23 protein-coding genes are annotated in these 20,645 nt (G+C 29.8%); 19 read left to right on the top strand and 4 right to left on the bottom strand.

Annotation, left to right across the window (positions count from 1 at the left end; all coding sequences use genetic code 11):
* Position 1: 1 nt before the first annotated feature.
* From LQ682_RS07650 to LQ682_RS07610, 10 genes are all read left to right on the top strand, one after another.
* The gene (locus LQ682_RS07650; protein ID WP_017000924.1) at positions 2-355 is read left to right on the top strand and encodes a hypothetical protein; all 354 of its coding nucleotides are present in this window, start codon (positions 2-4) and stop codon (positions 353-355) included.
* A gap of 453 nt (positions 356-808) precedes the next feature.
* Complete coding sequence (locus tag LQ682_RS07645; RefSeq protein ID WP_239705479.1) at positions 809-958, top strand: hypothetical protein; 150 nt, start codon at positions 809-811, stop codon at positions 956-958.
* Positions 959-973: 15 nt separating this feature from the next.
* Positions 974-1,159, top strand: coding sequence for a transcriptional regulator, SarA/Rot family (locus LQ682_RS14280; protein WP_481817270.1), 186 nt, complete (start codon positions 974-976; stop codon positions 1,157-1,159).
* A 70-nt stretch (positions 1,160-1,229) separates the two neighbouring features.
* Complete coding sequence (locus LQ682_RS07640; RefSeq protein ID WP_231051571.1) at positions 1,230-1,835, top strand: C39 family peptidase; 606 nt, start codon at positions 1,230-1,232, stop codon at positions 1,833-1,835.
* A 76-nt stretch (positions 1,836-1,911) separates the two neighbouring features.
* Positions 1,912-3,411 carry a DUF6583 family protein gene (locus tag LQ682_RS07635; protein WP_017000928.1) on the top strand — a complete coding sequence of 500 codons (1,500 nt, stop codon included), beginning with the start codon at positions 1,912-1,914 and terminating at the stop codon, positions 3,409-3,411.
* Between the two features lie 18 nt (positions 3,412-3,429).
* Positions 3,430-4,596 (top strand): ABC transporter permease, encoded by a 1,167-nt coding sequence (locus LQ682_RS07630; RefSeq protein ID WP_239705984.1) that lies wholly within the window; start codon positions 3,430-3,432, stop codon positions 4,594-4,596.
* Positions 4,593-5,513, top strand: coding sequence for an ABC transporter permease (locus tag LQ682_RS07625; RefSeq protein ID WP_239705482.1), 921 nt, complete (start codon positions 4,593-4,595; stop codon positions 5,511-5,513). Before LQ682_RS07630 ends, LQ682_RS07625 begins: the two co-directional genes overlap by 4 nt.
* A gap of 11 nt (positions 5,514-5,524) precedes the next feature.
* Positions 5,525-6,205 (top strand): ABC transporter ATP-binding protein, encoded by a 681-nt coding sequence (locus LQ682_RS07620; protein ID WP_017000931.1) that lies wholly within the window; start codon positions 5,525-5,527, stop codon positions 6,203-6,205.
* A gap of 170 nt (positions 6,206-6,375) precedes the next feature.
* Positions 6,376-7,767 (top strand): L-cystine transporter, encoded by a 1,392-nt coding sequence (locus LQ682_RS07615; protein WP_064204602.1) that lies wholly within the window; start codon positions 6,376-6,378, stop codon positions 7,765-7,767.
* A gap of 259 nt (positions 7,768-8,026) precedes the next feature.
* Positions 8,027-9,190, top strand: coding sequence for an acyl-CoA dehydrogenase family protein (locus LQ682_RS07610; protein ID WP_239705483.1), 1,164 nt, complete (start codon positions 8,027-8,029; stop codon positions 9,188-9,190).
* 69 nt (positions 9,191-9,259) lie between these two features.
* Here the strand turns inward: LQ682_RS07610 and LQ682_RS07605 are convergent, their stop codons facing one another.
* Positions 9,260-10,198, bottom strand: a complete 939-nt coding sequence (locus LQ682_RS07605; protein ID WP_082892494.1) for an EamA family transporter — start codon at positions 10,196-10,198, stop codon at positions 9,260-9,262.
* A gap of 145 nt (positions 10,199-10,343) precedes the next feature.
* Between LQ682_RS07605 and LQ682_RS07600 the strand changes: the two genes are divergently transcribed.
* Both LQ682_RS07600 and LQ682_RS07595 read left to right on the top strand, forming a co-directional pair.
* The gene (locus tag LQ682_RS07600) at positions 10,344-10,715 is read left to right on the top strand and encodes a YbaN family protein (protein WP_017000934.1); all 372 of its coding nucleotides are present in this window, start codon (positions 10,344-10,346) and stop codon (positions 10,713-10,715) included.
* A gap of 124 nt (positions 10,716-10,839) precedes the next feature.
* Positions 10,840-11,778: an ABC transporter substrate-binding protein gene (locus tag LQ682_RS07595; RefSeq protein WP_147641177.1), complete on the top strand. Its 939-nt coding sequence runs from the start codon at positions 10,840-10,842 to the stop codon at positions 11,776-11,778.
* A gap of 126 nt (positions 11,779-11,904) precedes the next feature.
* Here LQ682_RS07595 and LQ682_RS07590 read toward each other — a convergent pair whose 3' ends face one another.
* Together LQ682_RS07590 and LQ682_RS07585 are read right to left on the bottom strand one after the other, a co-directional pair.
* Positions 11,905-13,413 carry a sodium:solute symporter family protein gene (locus LQ682_RS07590; protein WP_103268742.1) on the bottom strand — a complete coding sequence of 503 codons (1,509 nt, stop codon included), beginning with the start codon at positions 13,411-13,413 and terminating at the stop codon, positions 11,905-11,907.
* Positions 13,414-13,442: 29 nt separating this feature from the next.
* Positions 13,443-14,312, bottom strand: a complete 870-nt coding sequence (locus LQ682_RS07585) for an N-acetylneuraminate lyase (protein WP_103268743.1) — start codon at positions 14,310-14,312, stop codon at positions 13,443-13,445.
* A gap of 152 nt (positions 14,313-14,464) precedes the next feature.
* Here LQ682_RS07585 and LQ682_RS07580 point away from each other — a divergent pair, with 152 nt between their 5' ends.
* The 5 genes from LQ682_RS07580 to LQ682_RS14235 all read left to right on the top strand — a co-directional run bounded on the left by LQ682_RS07580 (position 14,465) and on the right by LQ682_RS14235 (position 18,045).
* Positions 14,465-15,151 (top strand): FadR/GntR family transcriptional regulator, encoded by a 687-nt coding sequence (locus tag LQ682_RS07580; RefSeq protein ID WP_017000350.1) that lies wholly within the window; start codon positions 14,465-14,467, stop codon positions 15,149-15,151.
* Positions 15,148-15,795 carry a FadR/GntR family transcriptional regulator gene (locus tag LQ682_RS07575; RefSeq protein WP_017000349.1) on the top strand — a complete coding sequence of 216 codons (648 nt, stop codon included), beginning with the start codon at positions 15,148-15,150 and terminating at the stop codon, positions 15,793-15,795. The genes LQ682_RS07580 and LQ682_RS07575 overlap by 4 nt, the downstream gene beginning before the upstream one ends.
* Before the next feature lies 1 nt (position 15,796).
* A complete protein-coding gene (locus LQ682_RS07570) occupies positions 15,797-16,654 on the top strand; it encodes an ROK family protein (RefSeq protein ID WP_239705484.1) in 858 nt (285 codons plus the stop codon).
* Positions 16,655-16,727: 73 nt separating this feature from the next.
* Positions 16,728-17,279, top strand: a complete 552-nt coding sequence (locus tag LQ682_RS07565) for a biotin transporter BioY (RefSeq protein WP_064204596.1) — start codon at positions 16,728-16,730, stop codon at positions 17,277-17,279.
* Positions 17,280-17,292: 13 nt separating this feature from the next.
* Positions 17,293-18,045 (top strand): GNAT family N-acetyltransferase, encoded by a 753-nt coding sequence (locus LQ682_RS14235; RefSeq protein ID WP_135031154.1) that lies wholly within the window; start codon positions 17,293-17,295, stop codon positions 18,043-18,045.
* Between the two features lie 73 nt (positions 18,046-18,118).
* Here the strand turns inward: LQ682_RS14235 and fdhD are convergent, their stop codons facing one another.
* Entirely contained in the window at positions 18,119-18,910 is a 792-nt protein-coding gene (gene fdhD, locus LQ682_RS07555; RefSeq protein WP_103268748.1) for a formate dehydrogenase accessory sulfurtransferase FdhD, read from the bottom strand.
* Positions 18,911-19,194: 284 nt separating this feature from the next.
* On the opposite strand from fdhD, the gene modA reads away from it, so the two are divergent.
* Together modA and modB are read left to right on the top strand one after the other, a co-directional pair.
* Complete coding sequence (gene modA, locus LQ682_RS07550; RefSeq protein WP_239705485.1) at positions 19,195-19,962, top strand: molybdate ABC transporter substrate-binding protein; 768 nt, start codon at positions 19,195-19,197, stop codon at positions 19,960-19,962.
* A 10-nt stretch (positions 19,963-19,972) separates the two neighbouring features.
* Positions 19,973-20,641: a molybdate ABC transporter permease subunit gene (gene modB, locus LQ682_RS07545; protein ID WP_017000343.1), complete on the top strand. Its 669-nt coding sequence runs from the start codon at positions 19,973-19,975 to the stop codon at positions 20,639-20,641.
* Positions 20,642-20,645: the final 4 nt, after the last annotated feature.

Genomic DNA, 20,645 nt, shown 5'->3' with positions numbered 1-20,645 from the left:
AATGTTAAGATATTTATTAAACGTATATGTAGGTAAAGAGTTATTTAAAGCTAGTCAACCGAAAGTAAAAAACGATGACGGTATGGCTCAACAATTTGAAGAAGGATTTGGTCTTTCTAGAAACGCAATGAAATTAACTGGTGGACTTGAAGTATTAGGTTCAGCATTTCTATTCTTAAGTGCATTCAGCAAAACATTCTCAAGATTAGGATCGTTAATTATTGGATCAGTATTATCAGTAGCAGCTTATAAACACTATGAAGCGGGCCACGGTTTTAAAGGATCTAAGCATGCATTACAATTATTAGGTTTATCTGCATTAAGCTTTATCGATACACTAGGTAAGAAAAAATAATTATTAATCATAATAATGAACAGGTTGGGAATACTAAATCTTTTTAATAAAACGAGATTTCTTTCCCACACCCAATTTAAAAGTAGTAAAAATTCTTGATTCGTTAAGAGTTTTTACTACTTTTTTTGTTTGAAAACAGGTTTAACTACAATTTCTATTTTTATATTTTAAAAGTAATTATTATTAAAATATTAAGAACTTTAAAATAAAGACGATAGTAAATATTTTAGTTTCTATTCCATAAAAGTATTGATATTAAAGAGATTTATAGGATTTAATGGAAGTTAATTTCCTGTTTTTACAAATTTTGTTGAATGTTTTTAAAACTTATTATAAAATAATAAATAAATAAAAATTCATTGTGTTGAAAAGGAAAAATATGCTATAAGAAAGATAAAATGCTTAATCGACCAATTCAACAAATAGCTATTTTAACTTGGGGAGTGGTAAGCAATGGAAGCCGTACAAATTAGAAATGTAGTAGAATTAGTTACAGTTAGCAAGAAAGCCAAAGAACATTTAACAAAAATAAAAAGCCAATTTGTATTAACATTTGAAGAACTATATATATTAGTTTATATATATAAAGGTGAAAAGGATTGATATAATGTTAAAGATATTATAAAAAATTCAAAGTTTAAGCCTTATTATATATCTAAAGCAGTTCAAAATTTAAAAGAAAAAGGTTTAATTTCTAAAAAGAGAAACGATAAAGATGAAAAAACTGTAGCAATTGAAGTCTCAAAAATACAACATCGAAAAATTAAAAATTTACTAATGGAAATTGAAGGAGAAGTTTTATAAAAATCGAAAGTGTGCCTTATTAGGGACACTTTTTATCTTTATTAAATAAATTTTAAGGAGTTATGAAATTATGAAAGTGTTGTTATCTGTAAAGCCAAAAAGTCAGTTGTTTCCTATACCGATGGTTATGGGGTGTGAAGGTGTAGCAAGTTCAATGTTACTGAATTATTATTATAAAAAAATTGATGCTATAACTATAATGAAAGATTGGCCAACACATATTGATAACCCTAAAAAAGGTTATGTAGGCAATCAATTTTTAATTAGCTTTATAAGACACCAAAGTATATTTCCCAATGTTTTAGCACCTTACCTTAATAAGTTTGATGCAGATTTGGTAGACGGTACAGGTACAACACTGTATGAATTAGAGAACATATTAGCAAAAAAACATCCGGTTTTAATTTATCATACAAAATTAGGTCAATCGCCTGTTTGGAAAACATTTAAAATAGGAAGAAATAATAAAAAGTTAGTTTCAAATATACATGTAACACTATTAATAGGATTTGATGAACATTTTTATTATTATATTGATCCTCTATGGAAGCAATATAATAAGCTAATATTACCAGCTTTTTGGCCTTCTAAAGCCCAAATCATTAAAATAGAAAAAAATAAGATGGCTGAAAGTTATAATAAACCAGGAAAAATGTGTATTTTTAAAAAAATATAATTAATTTCAAAATAATATGTTATAAAGTTGTAACATTTGATATGATAATGTTATCAAATCAAAAGAGGTGTAGAATATGTCTACTAAAATTAAAGTGCTTATTATAGCAATAGTAGTTGCATTTGTTGCTGTTGTAGGGATTGGTGGGGCAGCGACTTATTATTTTTTAACTAACACCCCAAAGAATACATATTTATTAAGTGAGCAAAAGTCAGCAAGTTTATGGAAAGATTATTTTAATGACAGATTTGAAAACGAATCTAAGTTTCAAGACAAAATGAAAGATGAGTCTTATGAAATGTCTTATAAACTGGGAGTTGAAGTTCCGGATAGTCTATTATCACAAATTGGGCTACCAAAATCAGTTATAGATTCAACTAATCTTATATTTAATGTAGGACATGATCCAAAAAAGAAAAACTCTAAATTAGGTATTGAACCAACAATTGCAGATAATAAAATTGGTAATTTCCAGTGGAGTGCTGATAAAAACAATCAGTATTTAGAAACACCGTTATTTGATAGTATTTATAAAGTGAAAAATGATGAAATTAAAAAAGGTATTGAAAAAGCAACTGGAGAATCACTTGATCAAGGTGAAAGTAATAATGTTACAAATGATTCATTAAACTTAAATACAATTTTATCAAGTTCTCAAGTTTCACAAGACCAAATAGATAAAATATCTAAACGATATAGTGATCTTATCGTAGATCAATTAGATGACGATAACTTTAAAAAAGATAAAGAAAAAGTTAAAATCTTTGGTGACGAAAAGAAACTAAAGAAAGTTACGATGAATTTAAGCTCTAAAGATACTAAAAAAATCACTGTTTCAGTATTAGAACAAGCGAAAAAAGATAAAGACATCAAAGAAATTGCTGAAAAACAAGGTAATGTTAAAGAATATAATAAAGAGATTGATGATTTATTAAAAGAAGCAAAAGACGAAGATGAGTCTAATTATCCAAAAGTGAAGTCAATTATATTTGTAGATGGAAAAGAAATCTTAAAGCGTGACTTAACAATCACTAATAAAGATGACGAACAAGTTAAATTAACAGGAGCAAACGTTATTGATGATGGCGTTCAAGTTGATTACAAACTATCAGTTCCTGACAACGAAGATGTAATAACATTAAAAGGTAAATCTACTGATGGTGATAACATTAGTGATAAATACAAACTTAATGTAAAAGAAAATGAATATAGCAATACTATGGTTCAATTAGATAATAAATCTAAAGTTGATGGAGATAAACGTACTGATAAAGGTACAGTAACTTTAACACCTTCAACTGGTAGCAAATTTGATTTAAATTATGAAAATAATTTAACAACTGATGTTAAAAATAATGAGCAAAAACAAAAATTTAATATAAGTTTTGAACAAAATGGTGAGCCAATTAAATTAATGATTGATGGCAAAACTGAATTGAAGAAAGATATTAAATTCAAAAAAGACGGCGCAGTAGACTTTAATACTTTATCATCTTCAGAAGTAGATGATATTGGCGACGAAGTTCAAGACAAATTTGAAGATATCGTAAAAGATGTAACAAACGATATTAATTAATATGGAAGGAGTGGTTATATGTCGACTTTAAAATTGTTCAACATATACCACTCTTTTTTAATTAAAAAGTGGTATTTGCTTGTATATATTTTATTATTATTTATCGCATTGCTTGGTTTAATGATAGGGATTCAACATTTTAACCAAAAAGACGACAGCTTTACAATTGGTATCGTAGATAAAGATCAATCTAAAGAAACAAAGTTAATATTAAATGCTGTTGGTGATGGACAATCACTTGGAGATAATCTTAATATTGAGCATTATAATGAACAACAAGCAGCAAAATTATTAAAAAGTAAAAAAATAGATGGTTATTTCTTATTTAAAGAAGGCATGACAAAAGCTTTTTATAAAAATGGAGAACTTCCAATTGTTGTTAATACATATGACACACAGTCCATCGAAAGCATAGTTATTATGCAATTAACAGATTCTGTATATAGTAGATTAATGTTATCGATGGGAGGAGCACTATCATATACACATGTATATGAAAATGCTTCTGATGAAGAATTGTTTACTATGATGACTGATATGTTATTTACAGGATTAAATAGAAATGGTTCTTTCGAAGAAGAACCAGTAAAAGTATACGATACAGCAAGTTATTATATTGTAGCATTTTACTTTGTATCCATTTTTTTCTTTTTCTTTTCTATATTCAGCATATTAAAAATGAACCAAAAAAATGCCTTAAAGGAAAGACTTAGTATGTTTCATTTCTCTTATGAAAAATTAACTATTGTGAGAGGGTTATTCAGCTTAATTTATACAGCTATATGGAGTTGCTTTGGTTTATGGTTGATTCTAAAATTTTTGAATCCTGATTTTGAAATGTATAACTGGCCAACTTTGTTAATATATATTGTATATTATCTTTTTGCATTGACGGCTATATTTATTTTTATTGATATAACAGCAAGACAAGCATTTAATTATGTTTGGAAAATTGTTTTGACTGTCGTTATACTAATATTTTCTGGGGCAACGATTCCTGTTGTTTATTTAAAAGGGCTGTTTAATAATATTATAGATATGTCGCCTTTTACTATTGTAATGAATCAATTATTAGAATTAATACTTAACAATTATATATTAAATGTACACCCTATGTTTTATTGGAATATATTAATAGTTATGTGTTTATTGGTTATTTCTTTAGTTTGGAGGTATCGCCAATGAAACCTATATTCAATTTAGTCGTATTAAAACAATGGGTACAATATATCATTTTAATACTTTTTATTATTTTAACTGTAAGTATAGTTTTTATGGTTGAAGCTTCTTCAAATAAAGTATTTAAAGTCCCTATAGCGATTCAAGATATGGATCAATCTAGTGAATCTAAAAATTTAATTCATACTTTGGAACATACTAAATATTTGGAAGTAATTAAATTACAAAAAGATGAAGCTTATATTGAAGATGTTATTCAAAAAAAGCAAGCTATAGTGAGTATGCAAATACCTGAAGGTTTTAACAAAAAGCTATCTAATAATAATTTAAGAGATGCAATACCTTTATATTATAAAGATGATTTTATTGGTGAGATTGCATTAGAAGTAACTAGTAAAGCACTATATGAACAACAAATTCCAATTATTATTCAAAAACATTTAGACAAATCAGGACAGAATGTAAGTCTAGAAACAATCAAAAAAGAATATAAAAAAGATACGCCAAACTCTAAAATGGAACAACATGCTGTAAATAAAAATTCCGACGTTTCTATAAGCGCAGGATTAATTATTGCATTATTATTAGTTATCAGTACAAGCCAGATTGTGTTACATCAAAGGTTGAAGCAAAATGCAGCTCTAGAAAGATTACTAATGTTTAATAACACTAAAATGAAACTATATTTGACATATATTTTAACACATACTTTATTATTATTTTTTATCATTTTCATAATAGGATTATGTTTATCATGGTCATTAAGTTTCAAATTTTACTTGATAACGTTTTTAATATTGCTAATCTATGAATTTGGACTTTCGGTATTATTATTCAAAATAAATACATTAAGTCATAAAATATTTATGGCTTTATTATGGGCAATAGCTATAAATATTGTATATGTATTTATACAAATATAGGTGGTGTATTGATGATTAAGATTAAAAACCTCAATAAAAATTATAAAAATAAACATATATTTAGCGATTTTAGTACAGAATTCAACGATAAGACATTAACTGTTCTACTAGGTGAAAATGGTGCTGGTAAATCTACTTTGCTGAGAATGATTGCTTCCCTTGAACAACCTACTAGTGGTGATATATTTTATTTTGGAAAAAAATTAAATAATCGACAAATAAAAAATAAAATAGGTTATATACCTCAAGACATTGCTTTGTTTGAACATATGACTGTTAATGAAAACATTAAATTCTTTAAAGCTTTGTATAAAAAGTCAATTACTGATGAACAAATAACAACTTACTGTGAAAAATTAAATTTGACTGAAAGACAGTCGAAAGTTTCTTCTTTATCAGGTGGAACTAAAAGAAAAGTCAATTTGTTAATTGGGTTGTTAGGTAATCCAAATATATTAATTTTAGATGAGCCGACTGTCGGTATAGATTTAAAATCAAGATATGACATACATCACTTATTAAATAGTCTAAAGTCATCATGCTTAATTATTTTAACAACGCACCATTTAGACGAAGTAGAATCATTAGCAGATGAAATTAAATTAATTGGCAAAGATCCTTTCTATAGAAATGTACTTGAGGAAAAAGGTTGGCAATTTGAAGATAGCTTAGAAGAGCTAAATAACGCATAATAAATCAAGCTTTGTAAATGCAACGGATATAAATTAGTTAGAACTTTTTGATTTTAGTTTTTATATAAAATCAGAATTTTTAAAATACTAATTATCTTGTTGCATTTACTTTTTTTTACGTGTATTCTTATTTAGTATATCGGAATTAAAAGAATTAGGAGGAAAACTAAATGGAAACATTATGGGTAATCATAAATATTGTTGTTTTCTTAATATTTATAGGGGTATTAGCCTACTTAAGTAAAAAACACGTGAAGTTTTCTAAGCGTGTATTAATAGGTTTAGGTATCGGGATATTATTAGGTTTAGTATTACATTTGATTTATGGCGTAGATTCTAAAGTGACAGAAAATACAGCTTCGTGGCTAGATGTAATTGGTACTGGTTACATTAAACTACTACAAATGATTGTAATGCCATTAATATTCATTTCAATCGTTTCTGCTTTTACGAAAATAGCTATAGGACAAAATTTTGCTAAAGTTGGTGCATGGATATTTACGTTCTTAATAGGTACCGTTGCAGTTGCAGCTTTAGTTGGCGTTATATATGCAATGATATTTAATTTAGATGCATCACAAATAGACATGGGTGATGTTGAAAATAGTCGAGGACAAGAAATTCAACAAACATCGGACGATATGGAAGCAAACAATTTACCAAGCCAAATTATAGAGCTATTGCCAGCTAATCCATTTTTAGACTTCACAGGTGCTAGAGGAACATCTACAATAGCTGTTGTAATATTTGCTGGTTTCGTTGGATTTAGCTTTTTACGTGTGATGAGAAAAGAACCGGAAAAAGGTAACTTACTTAAAAGAGGTGTCGATGCTATTTACGCTTTAGTAATGGGTATCGTGACATTTGTATTAAGATTAACTCCATATGGTATTTTAGCTATTATGACAAAAACAGTTATGACAAGTAATTTTGAAGCGGTTTGGACGTTAGGAAAATTTGTATTAGCTTCTTACGCTGCTTTAATAACGATGTTTATTATTCACTTAATTCTAGTAACAGTAGTTGGTTTAAATCCTTCTACTTATGTTAAAAAAACAGGCGAAACATTATTATTTGCATTTACATCTAGATCAAGTGCGGGTACATTACCATTAAACGTGCAAACGCAAACTCAACGTTTAGGTGTACCTGAAGGCGTAGCAAACTTTGCTGGTTCATTCGGGTTATCAATAGGACAGAATGGTTGTGCAGGTATTTATCCAGCGATGCTCGCAATTATGATTGCGCCAAGTGCAGGTGTAGATATAGACTTACCGTTCATATTGTCAGTAATTGGCGTCGTTGTAATCAGTTCATTTGGTGTAGCTGGTGTAGGTGGAGGCGCAACATTTGCGGCAATTCTTGTATTATCTACATTAAATTTACCTATTGCATTAGCAGGGGTTTTAATTTCAGTAGAGCCATTAATTGACATGGGTAGAACAGCTTTAAACGTTAATGATTCTATGCTAGCAGGCACAGCGACAGCTAAACTAACTGGTCAATTAGATGAAGATAAATATAATGATCAAGACTTTGATGAACTAGGTGAATCATATTAAATCATTAAAATGAGAAATAATAGTGTTCTCAATGTATTCATTTAGTGCTAATTTAATTTTTGGGCTGGGGCATAAATACATGTCTCAGCCTTATTCATTATAATGACAGTAGTTGACAAGGTGGGACTACGAATTCTTTTTAATAAAATGAGATTTCTATCCCACTCTCTTTTATGCTTAAAAACTTATCTATACAGTCGGATATGTATTGAAAGCATATTATGACAGTGATAAAGTGATACTAAGGAGCGTGAAAACGATGAGCAGAGATTTATTTATTAAAACAGAGTTTCAACAGAAATGGATTAATAAAATTGAAAATCATAAAGAGGCTTTACAAAAACATGCTGAAGAAAATGATTTACACTCAAAATTTCCTTATGAAAATATTAATTGGTTGATTAAAGAAGGTTACACAAAAACAGTATTGCCAAAATCGTATGGTGGAGAGGGTGCGACACCTGAAGATGTTATTATATTACAAGAAACTTTAGGCAAAATTGATGGTGCAACAGCTTTATCGATAGGATGGCATATGGGTGTCGTTGGCCAAATATATTCAGAAAATTTATGGGATAAAGAAATCATGGATGAATTTGCTGAAGAAGTTCTAAATGGTGCAATCGTTAATAGGGCGGTTAGTGAAGCAGATACGGGAAGTCCAACTCGTGGTGCTAGACCCAGTACAAATGCTAAATTAGTAGGTGACGAGTATATTATAAATGGTGTGAAAACTTTTACGACAATGAGCCAAAGATTGACTCACTTTTTAGTCGGAGCTTTTATCCCTGAAAAAGAAGCTCTAGGATTTTTCTTAATACCTAGGGAAACTGAAGGATTAACAATTGCAGAAAATTGGAACATGGTAGGTATGCGTGCTACAGAAAGCCATGATCTAGTATTAGACGATGTGAAAATAGATAAAAAGTATTTAGTAGAAGTATCTAAAGGTCCACGTGGCGCCGTACCAAATCCTTGGAACCTTCATATACCAGCTGTTTATTTAGGAATTGCACAGGCTGCACGTGATTATGCTGTTGATTTTGCAAACGAGTATAGTCCAGGTAGCATAGAAGGTGTTATCGCTGATATACCAGCAGTTGAGCAAAATATAGGGAACATGGAATTAGAGCTTACAACAACCCGCCATTATATTTATAGTGTAATCGATAAATATCAAAATCCACCTATAACAAACGCACGAATTAATGAAGAAATAGGTGCAGCAAAGCATGTTGTCGTTAATCACGCAATTAAAATTATTGATAGCGCCATGAGAATTGTTGGTGCCAAAAGTTTAGAGATGGAACGCCCATTGCAAAGATATTATAGAGATATTAGAGCTGGCCTTCATAATCCGCCAATGGATGATATTACTATTAAAAAGTTAGCTAAACAAGCACGAGAAGAAAGAACAAAATAAGAGAAGAAAATTTAACGCTCAACTCCATTTAATCTATTTAAGGAGATGAGCGTTATTGGTATTTTATGTTTATAAAGCTTTATTAACTTTATACTTTTTACGTTTTTTGCGTCTAGGTTTCATACCAATCGACATATAAAGTACTACTGTTAAAATGATAATCATACCGATTAATTGCCATAATCCAAATGAAACTTTTAACCAAATAACTGAAGAGATAACTGCAGTAACAGGTTCCATCACACCAAATAATGCTGTAGTTTGAGGACTTATGTATTTAACACTTTCTAGATACATCCAAAAAGCAAACATTGTTCCAAAAGTGATGACAAAAATAAAATATAAAACGCCTTTTAAATCGAGTAAATGCCAAGGAAATGAAAAGTCTAAATTAATGATAGATAAAGCTATACCGCCAATAAACATGGACCAACCGATAACTACTAGCGAAGGCCAATTAATGAATAATTTAGTAGCATAAACTGTATAAAAAGCTGCTGCACATGCAGTTAATAATCCCCAAACAACTGCATTACTTGGAACAGAAAGGGTAGAAAAATTACCATTAGTCAATAATAAACTTGTTCCAAATAATGAACATAAAATAATCGTAATATCTGCAATTCTAAATTTACTTTTTCTAGTTAGCAGTAAATAAATAAGAATGACTACAGGAGCTAGAAATTGTAATAATGTTGCCACAGCTACGTTACCTTTGTCTATCGTTGCCATAAATGTATATTGGACGCCTAACATACCAAATAAAGCATAGATAATAAGCTGAAATAATGAATGTTTTACTTTAAATATATGCATTAAAGGCTGTCGTTGAATAAGTTTAGCTATTAATAACAAGAAGAAACCACTCAGTGTTAAACGAACAGCTACAAACAATGAAACAGGTAAATGATAATCTGTAAATAATTTTTCTGTAACTGTTCCACCTATACCCCAGAAAGAAGCACCAAATAAGACAAGTAAAGTGCCTTTTAGCTGTTCATTTTTCAATATAAATCCCTCAATTCTAATCTTTTATAATTCTTTTATTGTATCATTTGAAATTTAAACCAACAATATTCAAATAACTTTTACTTGCTTTTTTAACTTAGGCGTTCTTATAATGTACATAATCATTCTAAAGAGAGGTAGTTAAATGAAATATGTTTACATGTCGATCGGGATACTTGCAACTGCGCTCGGGTTTTTAGGCGCTGTATTGCCTTTACTACCAACTACTCCTTTTATTTTATTAGCAGTTTTTTGTTTCGCAAAAAGCTCTGAACGTTTTCATAAATGGCTTATAAATACTAAAGTATATAAAGAATATGTTGAAGATTTTCAAAAATATAGAGGATATACATTGAAAAAGAAATTCGAATTACTTATTAGTGTATATATTGTGGTTGGTTTTTCTATATGGATGGTTGATAACTTTTATATCAGAATAGGGTTATGTATAATGTTATTCTTCCAAACAGTAGTCTTATTCACTTTGGTGAAAACATTACCTGCCAAAAATAAATAAATTTTTAAACTACCTTTTTGTAAGGTAGTTTTTTATTTATTTAAAAATTCTTATTGATATATTTTGGAAAACAATATATAATTGCTTTATTGCAAATGATAATCGTTATCAACAGGAGGGTATTATGAAAAAGTTATTAACATTAGTTTTGGCTTTAGCTTTGATTGTAGCAGCATGCGGGGACAAATCAGAAGATAAAGAAGACAAAAGTAAAAATGATACAAAATCTAGTAATGATACAGTGAGTTACACATTGGATGATGGTAAAAAAATTGATATACCAAAAGACCCTAAAAGAATTGTCGTATTAGCTCCGTCTTATGTTGGTGGATTTTTACATTTAGGCGTTAAACCAGTAGGAGTTCCAGCATCAACAGATCAAACAAGTGTGTTAAAAGATAAAATTAAAGGCATTGAAAAAGTAAGTGAAGATAATGTTGAACAAGTAGCAAAATTAAAACCAGATTTAATCATTACATATAACCAAGATAAAAATTTAAACAAATATAAAAAGATTGCAGCAACTATTCCATATGACTACAACAAACACAATTATTTAGATATGCAAGTTGAATTAGGTAAACTTGTAAACAAAGAAGATGAAGCAAAAAAATGGGTAGAAAAATGGAAGAAACAAACTGCTAAAGATGGTAAAGAAATTAAAGAGAAAATCGGTGAAGATACAACTGTATCTGTAATCGAAGCTTTCCAAAAAGATATATACAGCTATGGTGAAAACTGGGGTAGAGGTACAGAAGTACTTTACCAAGCATTTGGTCTAAAAATGCCTGAAAGTGTTGAGAAAGACGTTAAAAAAGATGGATGGAAGAAAATTTCACAAGAAGAAATTGAAAAATATTCTGGAGATTATTTATTCTTACCATTAACAAAAGGACAAGAAAAACCAGAATTTATTAATACTGAATCGTACAAATCTATACCTGCTGTTAAGAATGATAAAGTAATAGAAATTGATGCTCAAACTTTCTGGTATAATGATCCGTATTCATTAGAAGTACAACGTGAATTCTTAAAGAAAGAATTATTAAAAAAAGCTGATTAATCAACTTTAAGTCGTAAAATTAAACTTATAAATAATATTAAAACAGTGGAGCCCGAGACAAATTAATGTCCCGGACTCCACTGTTTTATATTTTTTAGTACTTTAGTTTAATTTATTATAATCGAACTATTTAGTTTCTTTTACGTATTGATCATTTATCGTATATATTGTTAAGCCTTTAATATTCTTAGTTTGTTTGTAGAATGGTAAGCTCGCAAGATAACCTACGATAAATGCAATAAAGAATCCTATTACTGATACTGTAAATGGTGTGATATCCGTTTTACCAATAAAGTACGAAGCAATTGCTGCAACGATTAAACCGATAATAACACCGATTGAGTTTGCTTTTTTAGTAAAGATACCTACAGCGAATACCCCTGCAATTGGTACACCAAATAGTCCTGTTACTAATAGGAATAGATCCCATGTTTCATTAGTTTCTTGATTGATTAAATATAATGAAGCTAATGTACCGAATACACCTGCTATTATAATGATGATTCTAGCTAAAAGTACATCATTTTTAGAATCATTATTTTTAGAAAATCTTTGTTTTAAATCGACAACGACACATGCTGAAATCGAGTTTAAACTAGATGAAATTGTTGATTGAGCAGCTGCAAATATCGCTGCAATTAATAGACCACCAACAAACGGCGGAATTTGTGTCAAAATGAAATAAGGTACTAATGCGGATGTGTTAAATCCTTCTGGTAAAGCTGCTGTATTATTGTAGAAAGAATATAATACAGTTCCCATTCCATAGAAAATCGGAATTGTGATAAATGCTAGTAAACCGTTAGTCCAAAGTGACTGATTTGTTGAAGCTACAGAACCTGTTGTTTGATAACGTTGAACGATATCTTGACTGGCCGTATATTGGTGTAAGTTATTAAATATGGAACCAATAAAGATGATAGGTATAGCAGCTGCTGCGCCCCCAAGTTTCCAATTATCCATAGATATAAATTTCTTGTCTTGTACTGCTTCTTGAGCTACTGTTGCAAAGTTGCCATCAATTTGAAACGCACCTAAGAAGATAATTGCTACTGCGCCACCGATCAGAATAATACCTTGTATAACATCGCTCCAAATAACACCTTCGATACCGCCCATAAATGTATAAATCATACATAATAGACCTACCAATGCGGCGATTAAATAAGGGTTAATATCAGAAACGGCTGTAATTGCTAATGTTGGTAAGTAAATAACGATTGCGACACGTCCAACATGGAATAATGTGAAAGCCAATGAGCCAATAACTCTTATAATAACGCCAAAACGTTCTTCTAAATATTCATAAGCAGTTGTTACATCTAATTTTCTAAAGAAAGGTATATAGAAATAGATAAGTAACGGTATGATTGCAATAATTGCGATATTCCCGGCAGCATACGACCAATCTGTATTAAACGCACGCTCTGGTGTACCCATATATGTGATGGCACTTAATGTAGTTGCATATATTGAAAAACCTACAGCCCAAGACGGTACTTTACCTTTTGCTTTAAAGAACGCCTCTGTATCTTGTCCGGCTCTCTTAGTAAAGTATACCCCGACTAATAGTGTTCCTAATAGATAAAGTATCAATGCGACCCAGTTTGCTGTACCAAAACCTACTTCATTCATGTATGACATCCCCTTTGTTCATCAATAAATTATAAGTTGTATTTTGAAACGAGTGATTTAACTTTTTCTAATCCCTCATTATCTAAAGGTGCTAAAGGTCTTTTTACTTCTCCAGCTTCAATTCCTTTAGCTGATAATACTGCTTTTAATGTAGGGTATATTCCTAAAGCAAGTACTTGTTCGATGATATCGTTTGTTTCATGTTGAATATCATAAGCTTCTTGAATGTTACCTTGTTTAGCTAATTCGAAAATTTTTCTTGCTCTCTGACCATTAATGTTGTAAGTAGAACCAATTGCGCCATCTACTCCAGATATAGCTGCTTGAATAAGCATTTCATCAAAACCAGATAAAATTAATTTATCAGGGAATGCTTTTCTAATTCTTTCTAGTAAGAAGAAGTCAGCAGCAGTATATTTAATACCGATTACTTTTTCATTTTCAAAAAGCTCTTCAAACTGTTGAATGGATAAATTCACGCCAGTAAGCGCAGGAATTGAATAAATAATCATGTCATTTCCAGTCGCTTCGATAATTGCATTATAGTAATATTTAATTTCTTCAAAACTAAATGGGTAATAAAATGGTGTAACTGCTGATAATGCATCATAGCCAAGAGAAGTAGCAAATTTACCTAATTCGATTGATTCATTTAAATCTAATGCACCAACTTGAGCGATTAATTTAATTTCATCTCCAGCTTCATCTTTAACAATTTCGAATACTCGCTTTTTTTGCTCTGTGTTTATTAAGAAATTTTCCCCAGAACTACCATTGATATACAAACCATCAATACCTTGAACGTCGATATTTTGACGTACAATTTGTCTCAAACCTGATTCTAAAATATTTCCTTCTTTATCAAATGGTACTAGTAACGCTGAATATAAGCCTTTCATCATTAAAAACTCCTTTTTTATTTTTATAATTGATAATATTGTCAGACCAATTTATAATTATATTGTAAGCGATTGCATCATTAAGTGTCAATTGTTTTTATAAAACTAGATTTTTGTATGATAAAATAAACTTTAAAAAGGGGGGAGATACAATGATGAAAAGAACATCTTTAGTGGACGTAGCAGTTGAAAAATTAAAAGAATATATAACAATTCATCAATTTGAAAATGGTGATAAACTCCCTTCTGAAAAATTACTCATTGAAAAATTAGGTGTTAGTAGAACAGTAGTAAGAGAAGCAGTAAGTAGGTTACAACAAAGTGGTTTAATAGAAGTTAAATCTGGAAGTGGTATGTATATAACTGAAAAAGATAAGCATCTATCTATGCTTTTTGAGTCTCACATGAAAGTTCATGGATTCAAAATTAAAGAATTATTAGAAGTACGTAAAATTATAGAATTAGGTGCTATACGTTTAATTATCGAAGGAAAATTAAACGTAGACTCTCAAAAGTTGAAAGATATTAATAAGAAATATTATGACTCTATAAAACAAGCTGATCAATTGGCGCTATATGATTCGATTTTTCACGAAACCATCATTTTATTTACTAAAAATCAAACGCTTATTTCTATGAGTAAAGTTATTAAAGAATATTTTTCAAAGAATCAATTCAATAAAGTCGTAGTTCAAGAAGATATAGAAAAATCTTTTTACGAACATAGTAAGATTATAGAAGCTATAGAATCGTTAAATTTAATTTTAGCGCATGAAATAATGAATAACCATCTTTCAAGAGTGTTTGAATGGATAGAAGATTTGGAGCGTAAATCATGAGTAATTTAAATAAAATAGAAGTACAAAGTTTAAAGGAACAAGTTTTACAAGAAATTAAACAATATATTTTATCAAATGGCTTAACTATGGGCGACAAATTACCTACAGAAAGAGCGCTTACTGAAATGTATGGTGTAAGCCGTTCTGTTGTACGAGAAGCACTTAGTTATTTAGAACATACAGGTGTTATAGAAACGGTTCAAGGTAGAGGTACAGTCATTAAAGCACCTGATGTAACGAGCTTAGTAGAAGGTTTTTTATTTAGTTTTCAAGTTGCAAATGGCTCGAAACAAGATTTATTATCTTTAAGAATTATTTTTGAATGTGCAGCTATAGAAGAAATTATTAAAAATAATAAAGATATTGAATTATTGTCTCAAATAGTAAATGAGGATGTAAAGAATCATTATGAGAATGATCGTAAATTCCATCAAGCAATTTTACATTCGACTGGTAACGCACTATTTGAACAGTTGAGTACAGTCGTACAATCATACTTTTATCATATTGAAAATCAACAGCAAGAAATTGACTATAAAGAAACATCTCAAACACATAAACGTATAGTAGAAGCAATCCATAATAAAGACATCACAACTGCAAAAGAATTAATGACTAAGCATTTATCACTTAAGGAGGGCTAACATGAAAATAGCTATAGATATAGGTGGAACTTATATAAAATCTGGAGTAATAGATGAAGCACAAAAACTTCATGGTTATCAAAAAGTCAAAACACCGGAAAATATTCATAACGAAATACTTAATGAAGTTAAAAATATTATAGAAATGTATGTGAAGGACTTCGAGTTGAATAATCCCAAAGTAGGTATTTCAACAGCAGGAGTGGTTGACTCTGAAAAAGGTGTGATTACTTATGCAGGCCCGACAATACCTGGATATAATGGAACAAACTTTAAAGAGTCATTGGCATATATCACTCATAATGTTGAGATTCACAATGATGTGTCTTGTGCGTTGTTAGGGGAATTATCTGAGCATGATGGTAATACTCAATCATTATTTTTAATGACAATTGGTACTGGAATAGGAGGCGCTTATTACGAAGATAAATTATTAGAAGGTGCGAATTATAAAGCATGTGAAATTGGTTATTTATTATATGATGAAGAGACAAATACAACGTATGAAGACCGTGCTTCAACAAATGCTTTAAAATCAATAATTAATAAGCAATATAGAGAACCTGTTTCTGTAGAACAGTTATTTGAGTTGGCATATAGCGATGATGAAAAAGCAATGACTATATTAAAGAACTGGGCTAAAAAAGTCGCAGAAGGAATTGCACAAGTTCAAATAGTATTTGATCCTGAGATTATACTTATTGGTGGAGGTATCTCTAAACAAGAGGAGAAGCTGATTGATTTAATTGAACCATATATAAATCAATATTTACCAGAAGATTATGGGCATGCACGTATTGAAACAACTTCAAAAGGTAATGACTCTGCTTTATATGGGGCTGTAGCACTTTTTAATTGATTGTTAACTTAATATTTATTTTGGTTAACAATGTGATATAATATATCTTATCTTATTAATAGGAGTGAAAATTTTGAAGACAAAAGATATCGTTATTATCGCAATGTTTACCGCATTTATAGCTATGCTAGCATTTATACCACCAATTCCGTTACCCTTTATGCCGGTTCCAATAGCTTTTCAAAATACAGGCATCATGCTGGCTGGGTGTCTATTAGGGTATAAAAGAGGTACGCTTAGCGTAGTTATATTTTTATTATTAGTGGCAGTCGGACTACCTATTTTAACTGGAGGAAGAGGCGGATTAGGTGTATTTTTCGGTCCATCAGCAGGCTACATATTAGGATACCCGCTTATTACATTTCTTATTGGCTACTTTATCGATATAAAATGGAAGAAGTTAACATTTGTTTACGTACTTATCATTAATATAGTAATAGGTGTACTATTATTGAATTTAATCGGTGGATTTGTCATGGGGGAATTCATGAATATCTCTATTTCTAAGAGATATATTTTCGCAGCTACATTCTTGCCAGGGGATATCGTTAAAGCTATTTTAACAACTATGTTATTATTTAGTTTAAAACATATACCTGAAATTAAAAGGATAAGAAATAGTTAAGAGGTGAAGTAATGTGATATCGTTTAAAGATATAATTACTGACGGCGATATTTTAGAAACTACAAATCGATATATTCACTATCAAACTTTGCATAAAAGAATACAATATGATTCAAATAAAATAGTTTATAAAATTATGCCTGATTTACATACCTTTAAAAAAGATGAACAAATGTTAAAAGCATTACATGATCAACATAAGCAACCATTTTTAAAATTTGTATTCCCAGAAAATGAGCGACTTGAGGAACCATTAAGTTCATATTTAACTTATAGAGGTTATGAGTATAGTTGGATAGAATTATATGTAGTTACACCTCAAAAATTATTAAAAGAACCACATGATGATATAGAAGTAATGCCTACAGATGAAGATAATATTGTAGATTTTTTAAATATTTCTTATGAATTTGATAAAAAGTTTGGAACAGACTATGCAGAATTGAAAGTAGAAGATAATAAAAAGCAATTTAATTCGGACAATCCTATACAAGTCATTTCTTATTATAAAGGGAAACCAGCTGGGATTTTACTAATATGGGATAATGAAGCATATGTCGAACTAGATAGCTTTACTGTTAGAGAACCAATGAGAAGACTAGGTATAGGATCACAAATGCAATCGTTTGTAGCGAATTATGCGAAAGGGAAATCCGTAATACTCGTTGCAGATGGTGAAGATACTGCAAAAGATATGTATAAAGCACAAGGTTATCAATATGGTGGATTCCAATATGAAGCTTTAAAAGAATTTACAGTAGAATAAAAAGTACAAAATGCTCTTTCTTTAAAATGCAGTTATGCATTTTTGAAAGAGCATTATTCATGTAAACTAGTAGTTAATCTATTTCTAGTCGTTCTGGGTGAGAATATACGTTAAAGCTACCATCTCTTATAAAACCTATAGCTGTTATGTTAAGATCATTAGCTATTTCAATAGCTAAATTAGTTGGTGCTGATTTGGAAAGTATAACACCAACGCCAATCTTTGCTGCTTTTATTAATATTTCCGAGGAAATACGACCGCTAAAAATAAGCACTTTATTTCTTACAGGTATATCTTCTTGGATGCAGTATCCATATAATTTATCTAGCGCATTGTGTCGACCAATGTCAGCTCGATGTTCATAAAACATGTCGCCATCACTAATAGCAGCGTTATGCAATCCACCTGTTTGTTGGAAAATTTTACTTTCTGTTTGAAGTTGGTCCATCATACTAAGAATTTGATTCGGCTTTATTTTTATTTTTGAATTCGATATTTTAGCAGTTAAAGCATCATTGTTAAAATAAAAAGAGCGACTTTTACCACAACAAGATGAAATCATACGTTGTGTGAATTTATTATCTTTAAGATTTATTTTTTTATTTAGTTCTACATGAGCAAAACCTTTCGAATCATCTATTGAAATTTGCATTAAATCACTTTTTTTGAATATAACGCCTTCTGAAGCTAAAAATCCTAGAACAAGTTCTTTGAGGTTTTTCGGTGAGCAAATTATTGTAGCAAATTCTTCACCATTAACCATAATGGTAATCGGAAATTCAGTGACATAATCATCTGTAGTTTCTCTTAATTCTTGATGTTCATATCTTAAAATGGGTTGGTTAAAAGTCATATTCTGCTCCATATATATTCCTCACTTTAATTATCGATTTATTTATGATTACTATTTTACTGTGAAGAATGAACTTTTAAAAGAAGAAAGCTTTTACATAACTTACGTTATATTCTAAAAATTAAATTAATTTAGGTTAAGTAAAGCCCTAAATTGTCAATCATATTACCCTGAAAATTAATTTGATTATTCTATTTAATACATATTTGTGAAAAAATATATAAGGAACTTTCATTAATCGATTGAAAGGTGTAAATTAAGTTTATACATATTTTGAAACGGAGATGAATGAGAAAATGAAGAAGGCCATACTATTGATTCTGACATTACTACTTGTCTTAGCTGGATGTAGTTCAGAATCAAATCAGGACAAAGCTAGAAAAGAAAATGCTGACAAAACATTTACTGTTGCAGCAGCAGCGAGTTTAACAGATGTTACAAAAGCATTAGAAAAAGAATTTAAGAAAGAACATCCTAAAACAAAAATTAAATTTAACTATGGTGGGTCAGGTAGTCTTCGTAAACAAGTTGAAGCTGGCGCAGATGTCGATGTCATGATGTCAGCTAATACTTCTGATATCGATAAATTAAAAGATGAAGATAAAGTTTCTGAAGTTTATGATTATGCTGAAAATAAATTAATCATTATAAAATATAAAAACTCTCCAATTAAAAATTTAAAAGATATCAGTTCACCCCAAAAAATATCTCTTGGTGAAGAAAAAAGTGTACCAGCAGGTCAGTATGCAATTGAATATATGAAAAAAGAAGATATATATAATGGCATGACGAGTACTTTTGTATTTGCAAAAGATGTTAAACAAGTACTAAATTATGTACAAAATGAAAATGCAGAAGCAGGCTTTGTTTATGCTACAGATATTTATAAAGGTAAAAATGAAAAAGTGAAAAATATTGAAAAATTATCTGATGCACCTTTAGACAGACCTATTGTTTATAGAGCAGGTCTTGTAACGGATAATAAAGAAGCAAAAGAATGGTTTGAATTCTTAAAAACAAAAGAAGCCAAACAAATATTTAAAGATTATCACTTTGAAGAATAGGAGATAAATTATGCCAGATTTAACACCACTTTGGATATCAATTAAAGTATCGTTAATCAGTACTATTATTGTATGCATATTAGGGATTTTTCTGGCGAAATTAATGCATAGATATAAAGGTAAAATGCGTCCTATTATTGAAAGTATTATTATGTTACCAATCGTTTTGCCACCTACTGTGATGGGATTTATATTATTGATTATATTTTCTAAAAACAAATTGTTTGGTGGCATTTTAGATGAAGTCTTTCACGTTCAAATTATATTTACATGGGTTGGAGCTGTCATAGCAGCTGTTATCGTAAGTTTGCCTTTAATGTATCAACACGTAATAAATGGATTTCAATCTATCAATCCTAAAATGTTAAACTCTGCGAGAACAATGGGAGCTAGCGAAAGTAAGATTTTTAGACAGATTATTTTACCATTATCAAAGCGAGCAATATTTTCAGGTATTGTAATGAGCTTTGCAAGAGCATTAGGTGAATTTGGTGCAACTTTAATGATCGCTGGCTATATACCTGGATTAACGAATACATTACCTTTAGAAATATATTTCTTAGTTCAAGCAGGAGAAGAACATAAAGCCTGGATATGGGTGCTTGTATTGATTGCATTTGCTATTTGCGTTATTAGCACTATTAACATATTGAACCAGAAGAATCATAAATGGGAGTAGATAT

It is taken from the genome of Mammaliicoccus sp. A-M4 (assembly GCF_022386955.1).
Taxonomy (GTDB): domain Bacteria; phylum Bacillota; class Bacilli; order Staphylococcales; family Staphylococcaceae; genus Mammaliicoccus; species Mammaliicoccus lentus.
Note: the sequence above shows the minus strand (reverse complement) of the source record. Positions and strands in the feature narration are given on the sequence as shown.

What these genes read in the sequence shown, in the direction of transcription:
- LQ682_RS07590 (WP_103268742.1), bottom strand. Translation starts at nt 13,413, where the DNA reads ATGAATGAAGTAGGTTTTGGTACAGCAAACTGGGTCGCATTGATACTT.
- LQ682_RS07615 (WP_064204602.1), top strand. Translation starts at nt 6,376, where the DNA reads ATGGAAACATTATGGGTAATCATAAATATTGTTGTTTTCTTAATATTT.
- fdhD (WP_103268748.1), bottom strand. Translation starts at nt 18,910, where the DNA reads ATGGAGCAGAATATGACTTTTAACCAACCCATTTTAAGATATGAACAT.
- LQ682_RS07595 (WP_147641177.1), top strand. Translation starts at nt 10,840, where the DNA reads ATGAAAAAGTTATTAACATTAGTTTTGGCTTTAGCTTTGATTGTAGCA.
- modA (WP_239705485.1), top strand. Translation starts at nt 19,195, where the DNA reads ATGAAGAAGGCCATACTATTGATTCTGACATTACTACTTGTCTTAGCT.
- LQ682_RS07625 (WP_239705482.1), top strand. Translation starts at nt 4,593, where the DNA reads ATGAAACCTATATTCAATTTAGTCGTATTAAAACAATGGGTACAATAT.
- LQ682_RS07630 (WP_239705984.1), top strand. Translation starts at nt 3,430, where the DNA reads ATGTCGACTTTAAAATTGTTCAACATATACCACTCTTTTTTAATTAAA.
- modB (WP_017000343.1), top strand. Translation starts at nt 19,973, where the DNA reads ATGCCAGATTTAACACCACTTTGGATATCAATTAAAGTATCGTTAATC.
- LQ682_RS07585 (WP_103268743.1), bottom strand. Translation starts at nt 14,312, where the DNA reads ATGAAAGGCTTATATTCAGCGTTACTAGTACCATTTGATAAAGAAGGA.
- LQ682_RS07580 (WP_017000350.1), top strand. Translation starts at nt 14,465, where the DNA reads ATGATGAAAAGAACATCTTTAGTGGACGTAGCAGTTGAAAAATTAAAA.
- LQ682_RS07635 (WP_017000928.1), top strand. Translation starts at nt 1,912, where the DNA reads ATGTCTACTAAAATTAAAGTGCTTATTATAGCAATAGTAGTTGCATTT.
- LQ682_RS07645 (WP_239705479.1), top strand. Translation starts at nt 809, where the DNA reads ATGGAAGCCGTACAAATTAGAAATGTAGTAGAATTAGTTACAGTTAGC.
- LQ682_RS07570 (WP_239705484.1), top strand. Translation starts at nt 15,797, where the DNA reads ATGAAAATAGCTATAGATATAGGTGGAACTTATATAAAATCTGGAGTA.
- LQ682_RS07600 (WP_017000934.1), top strand. Translation starts at nt 10,344, where the DNA reads ATGAAATATGTTTACATGTCGATCGGGATACTTGCAACTGCGCTCGGG.
- LQ682_RS07620 (WP_017000931.1), top strand. Translation starts at nt 5,525, where the DNA reads ATGATTAAGATTAAAAACCTCAATAAAAATTATAAAAATAAACATATA.
- LQ682_RS07610 (WP_239705483.1), top strand. Translation starts at nt 8,027, where the DNA reads ATGAGCAGAGATTTATTTATTAAAACAGAGTTTCAACAGAAATGGATT.
- LQ682_RS07575 (WP_017000349.1), top strand. Translation starts at nt 15,148, where the DNA reads ATGAGTAATTTAAATAAAATAGAAGTACAAAGTTTAAAGGAACAAGTT.
- LQ682_RS07640 (WP_231051571.1), top strand. Translation starts at nt 1,230, where the DNA reads ATGAAAGTGTTGTTATCTGTAAAGCCAAAAAGTCAGTTGTTTCCTATA.
- LQ682_RS07650 (WP_017000924.1), top strand. Translation starts at nt 2, where the DNA reads ATGTTAAGATATTTATTAAACGTATATGTAGGTAAAGAGTTATTTAAA.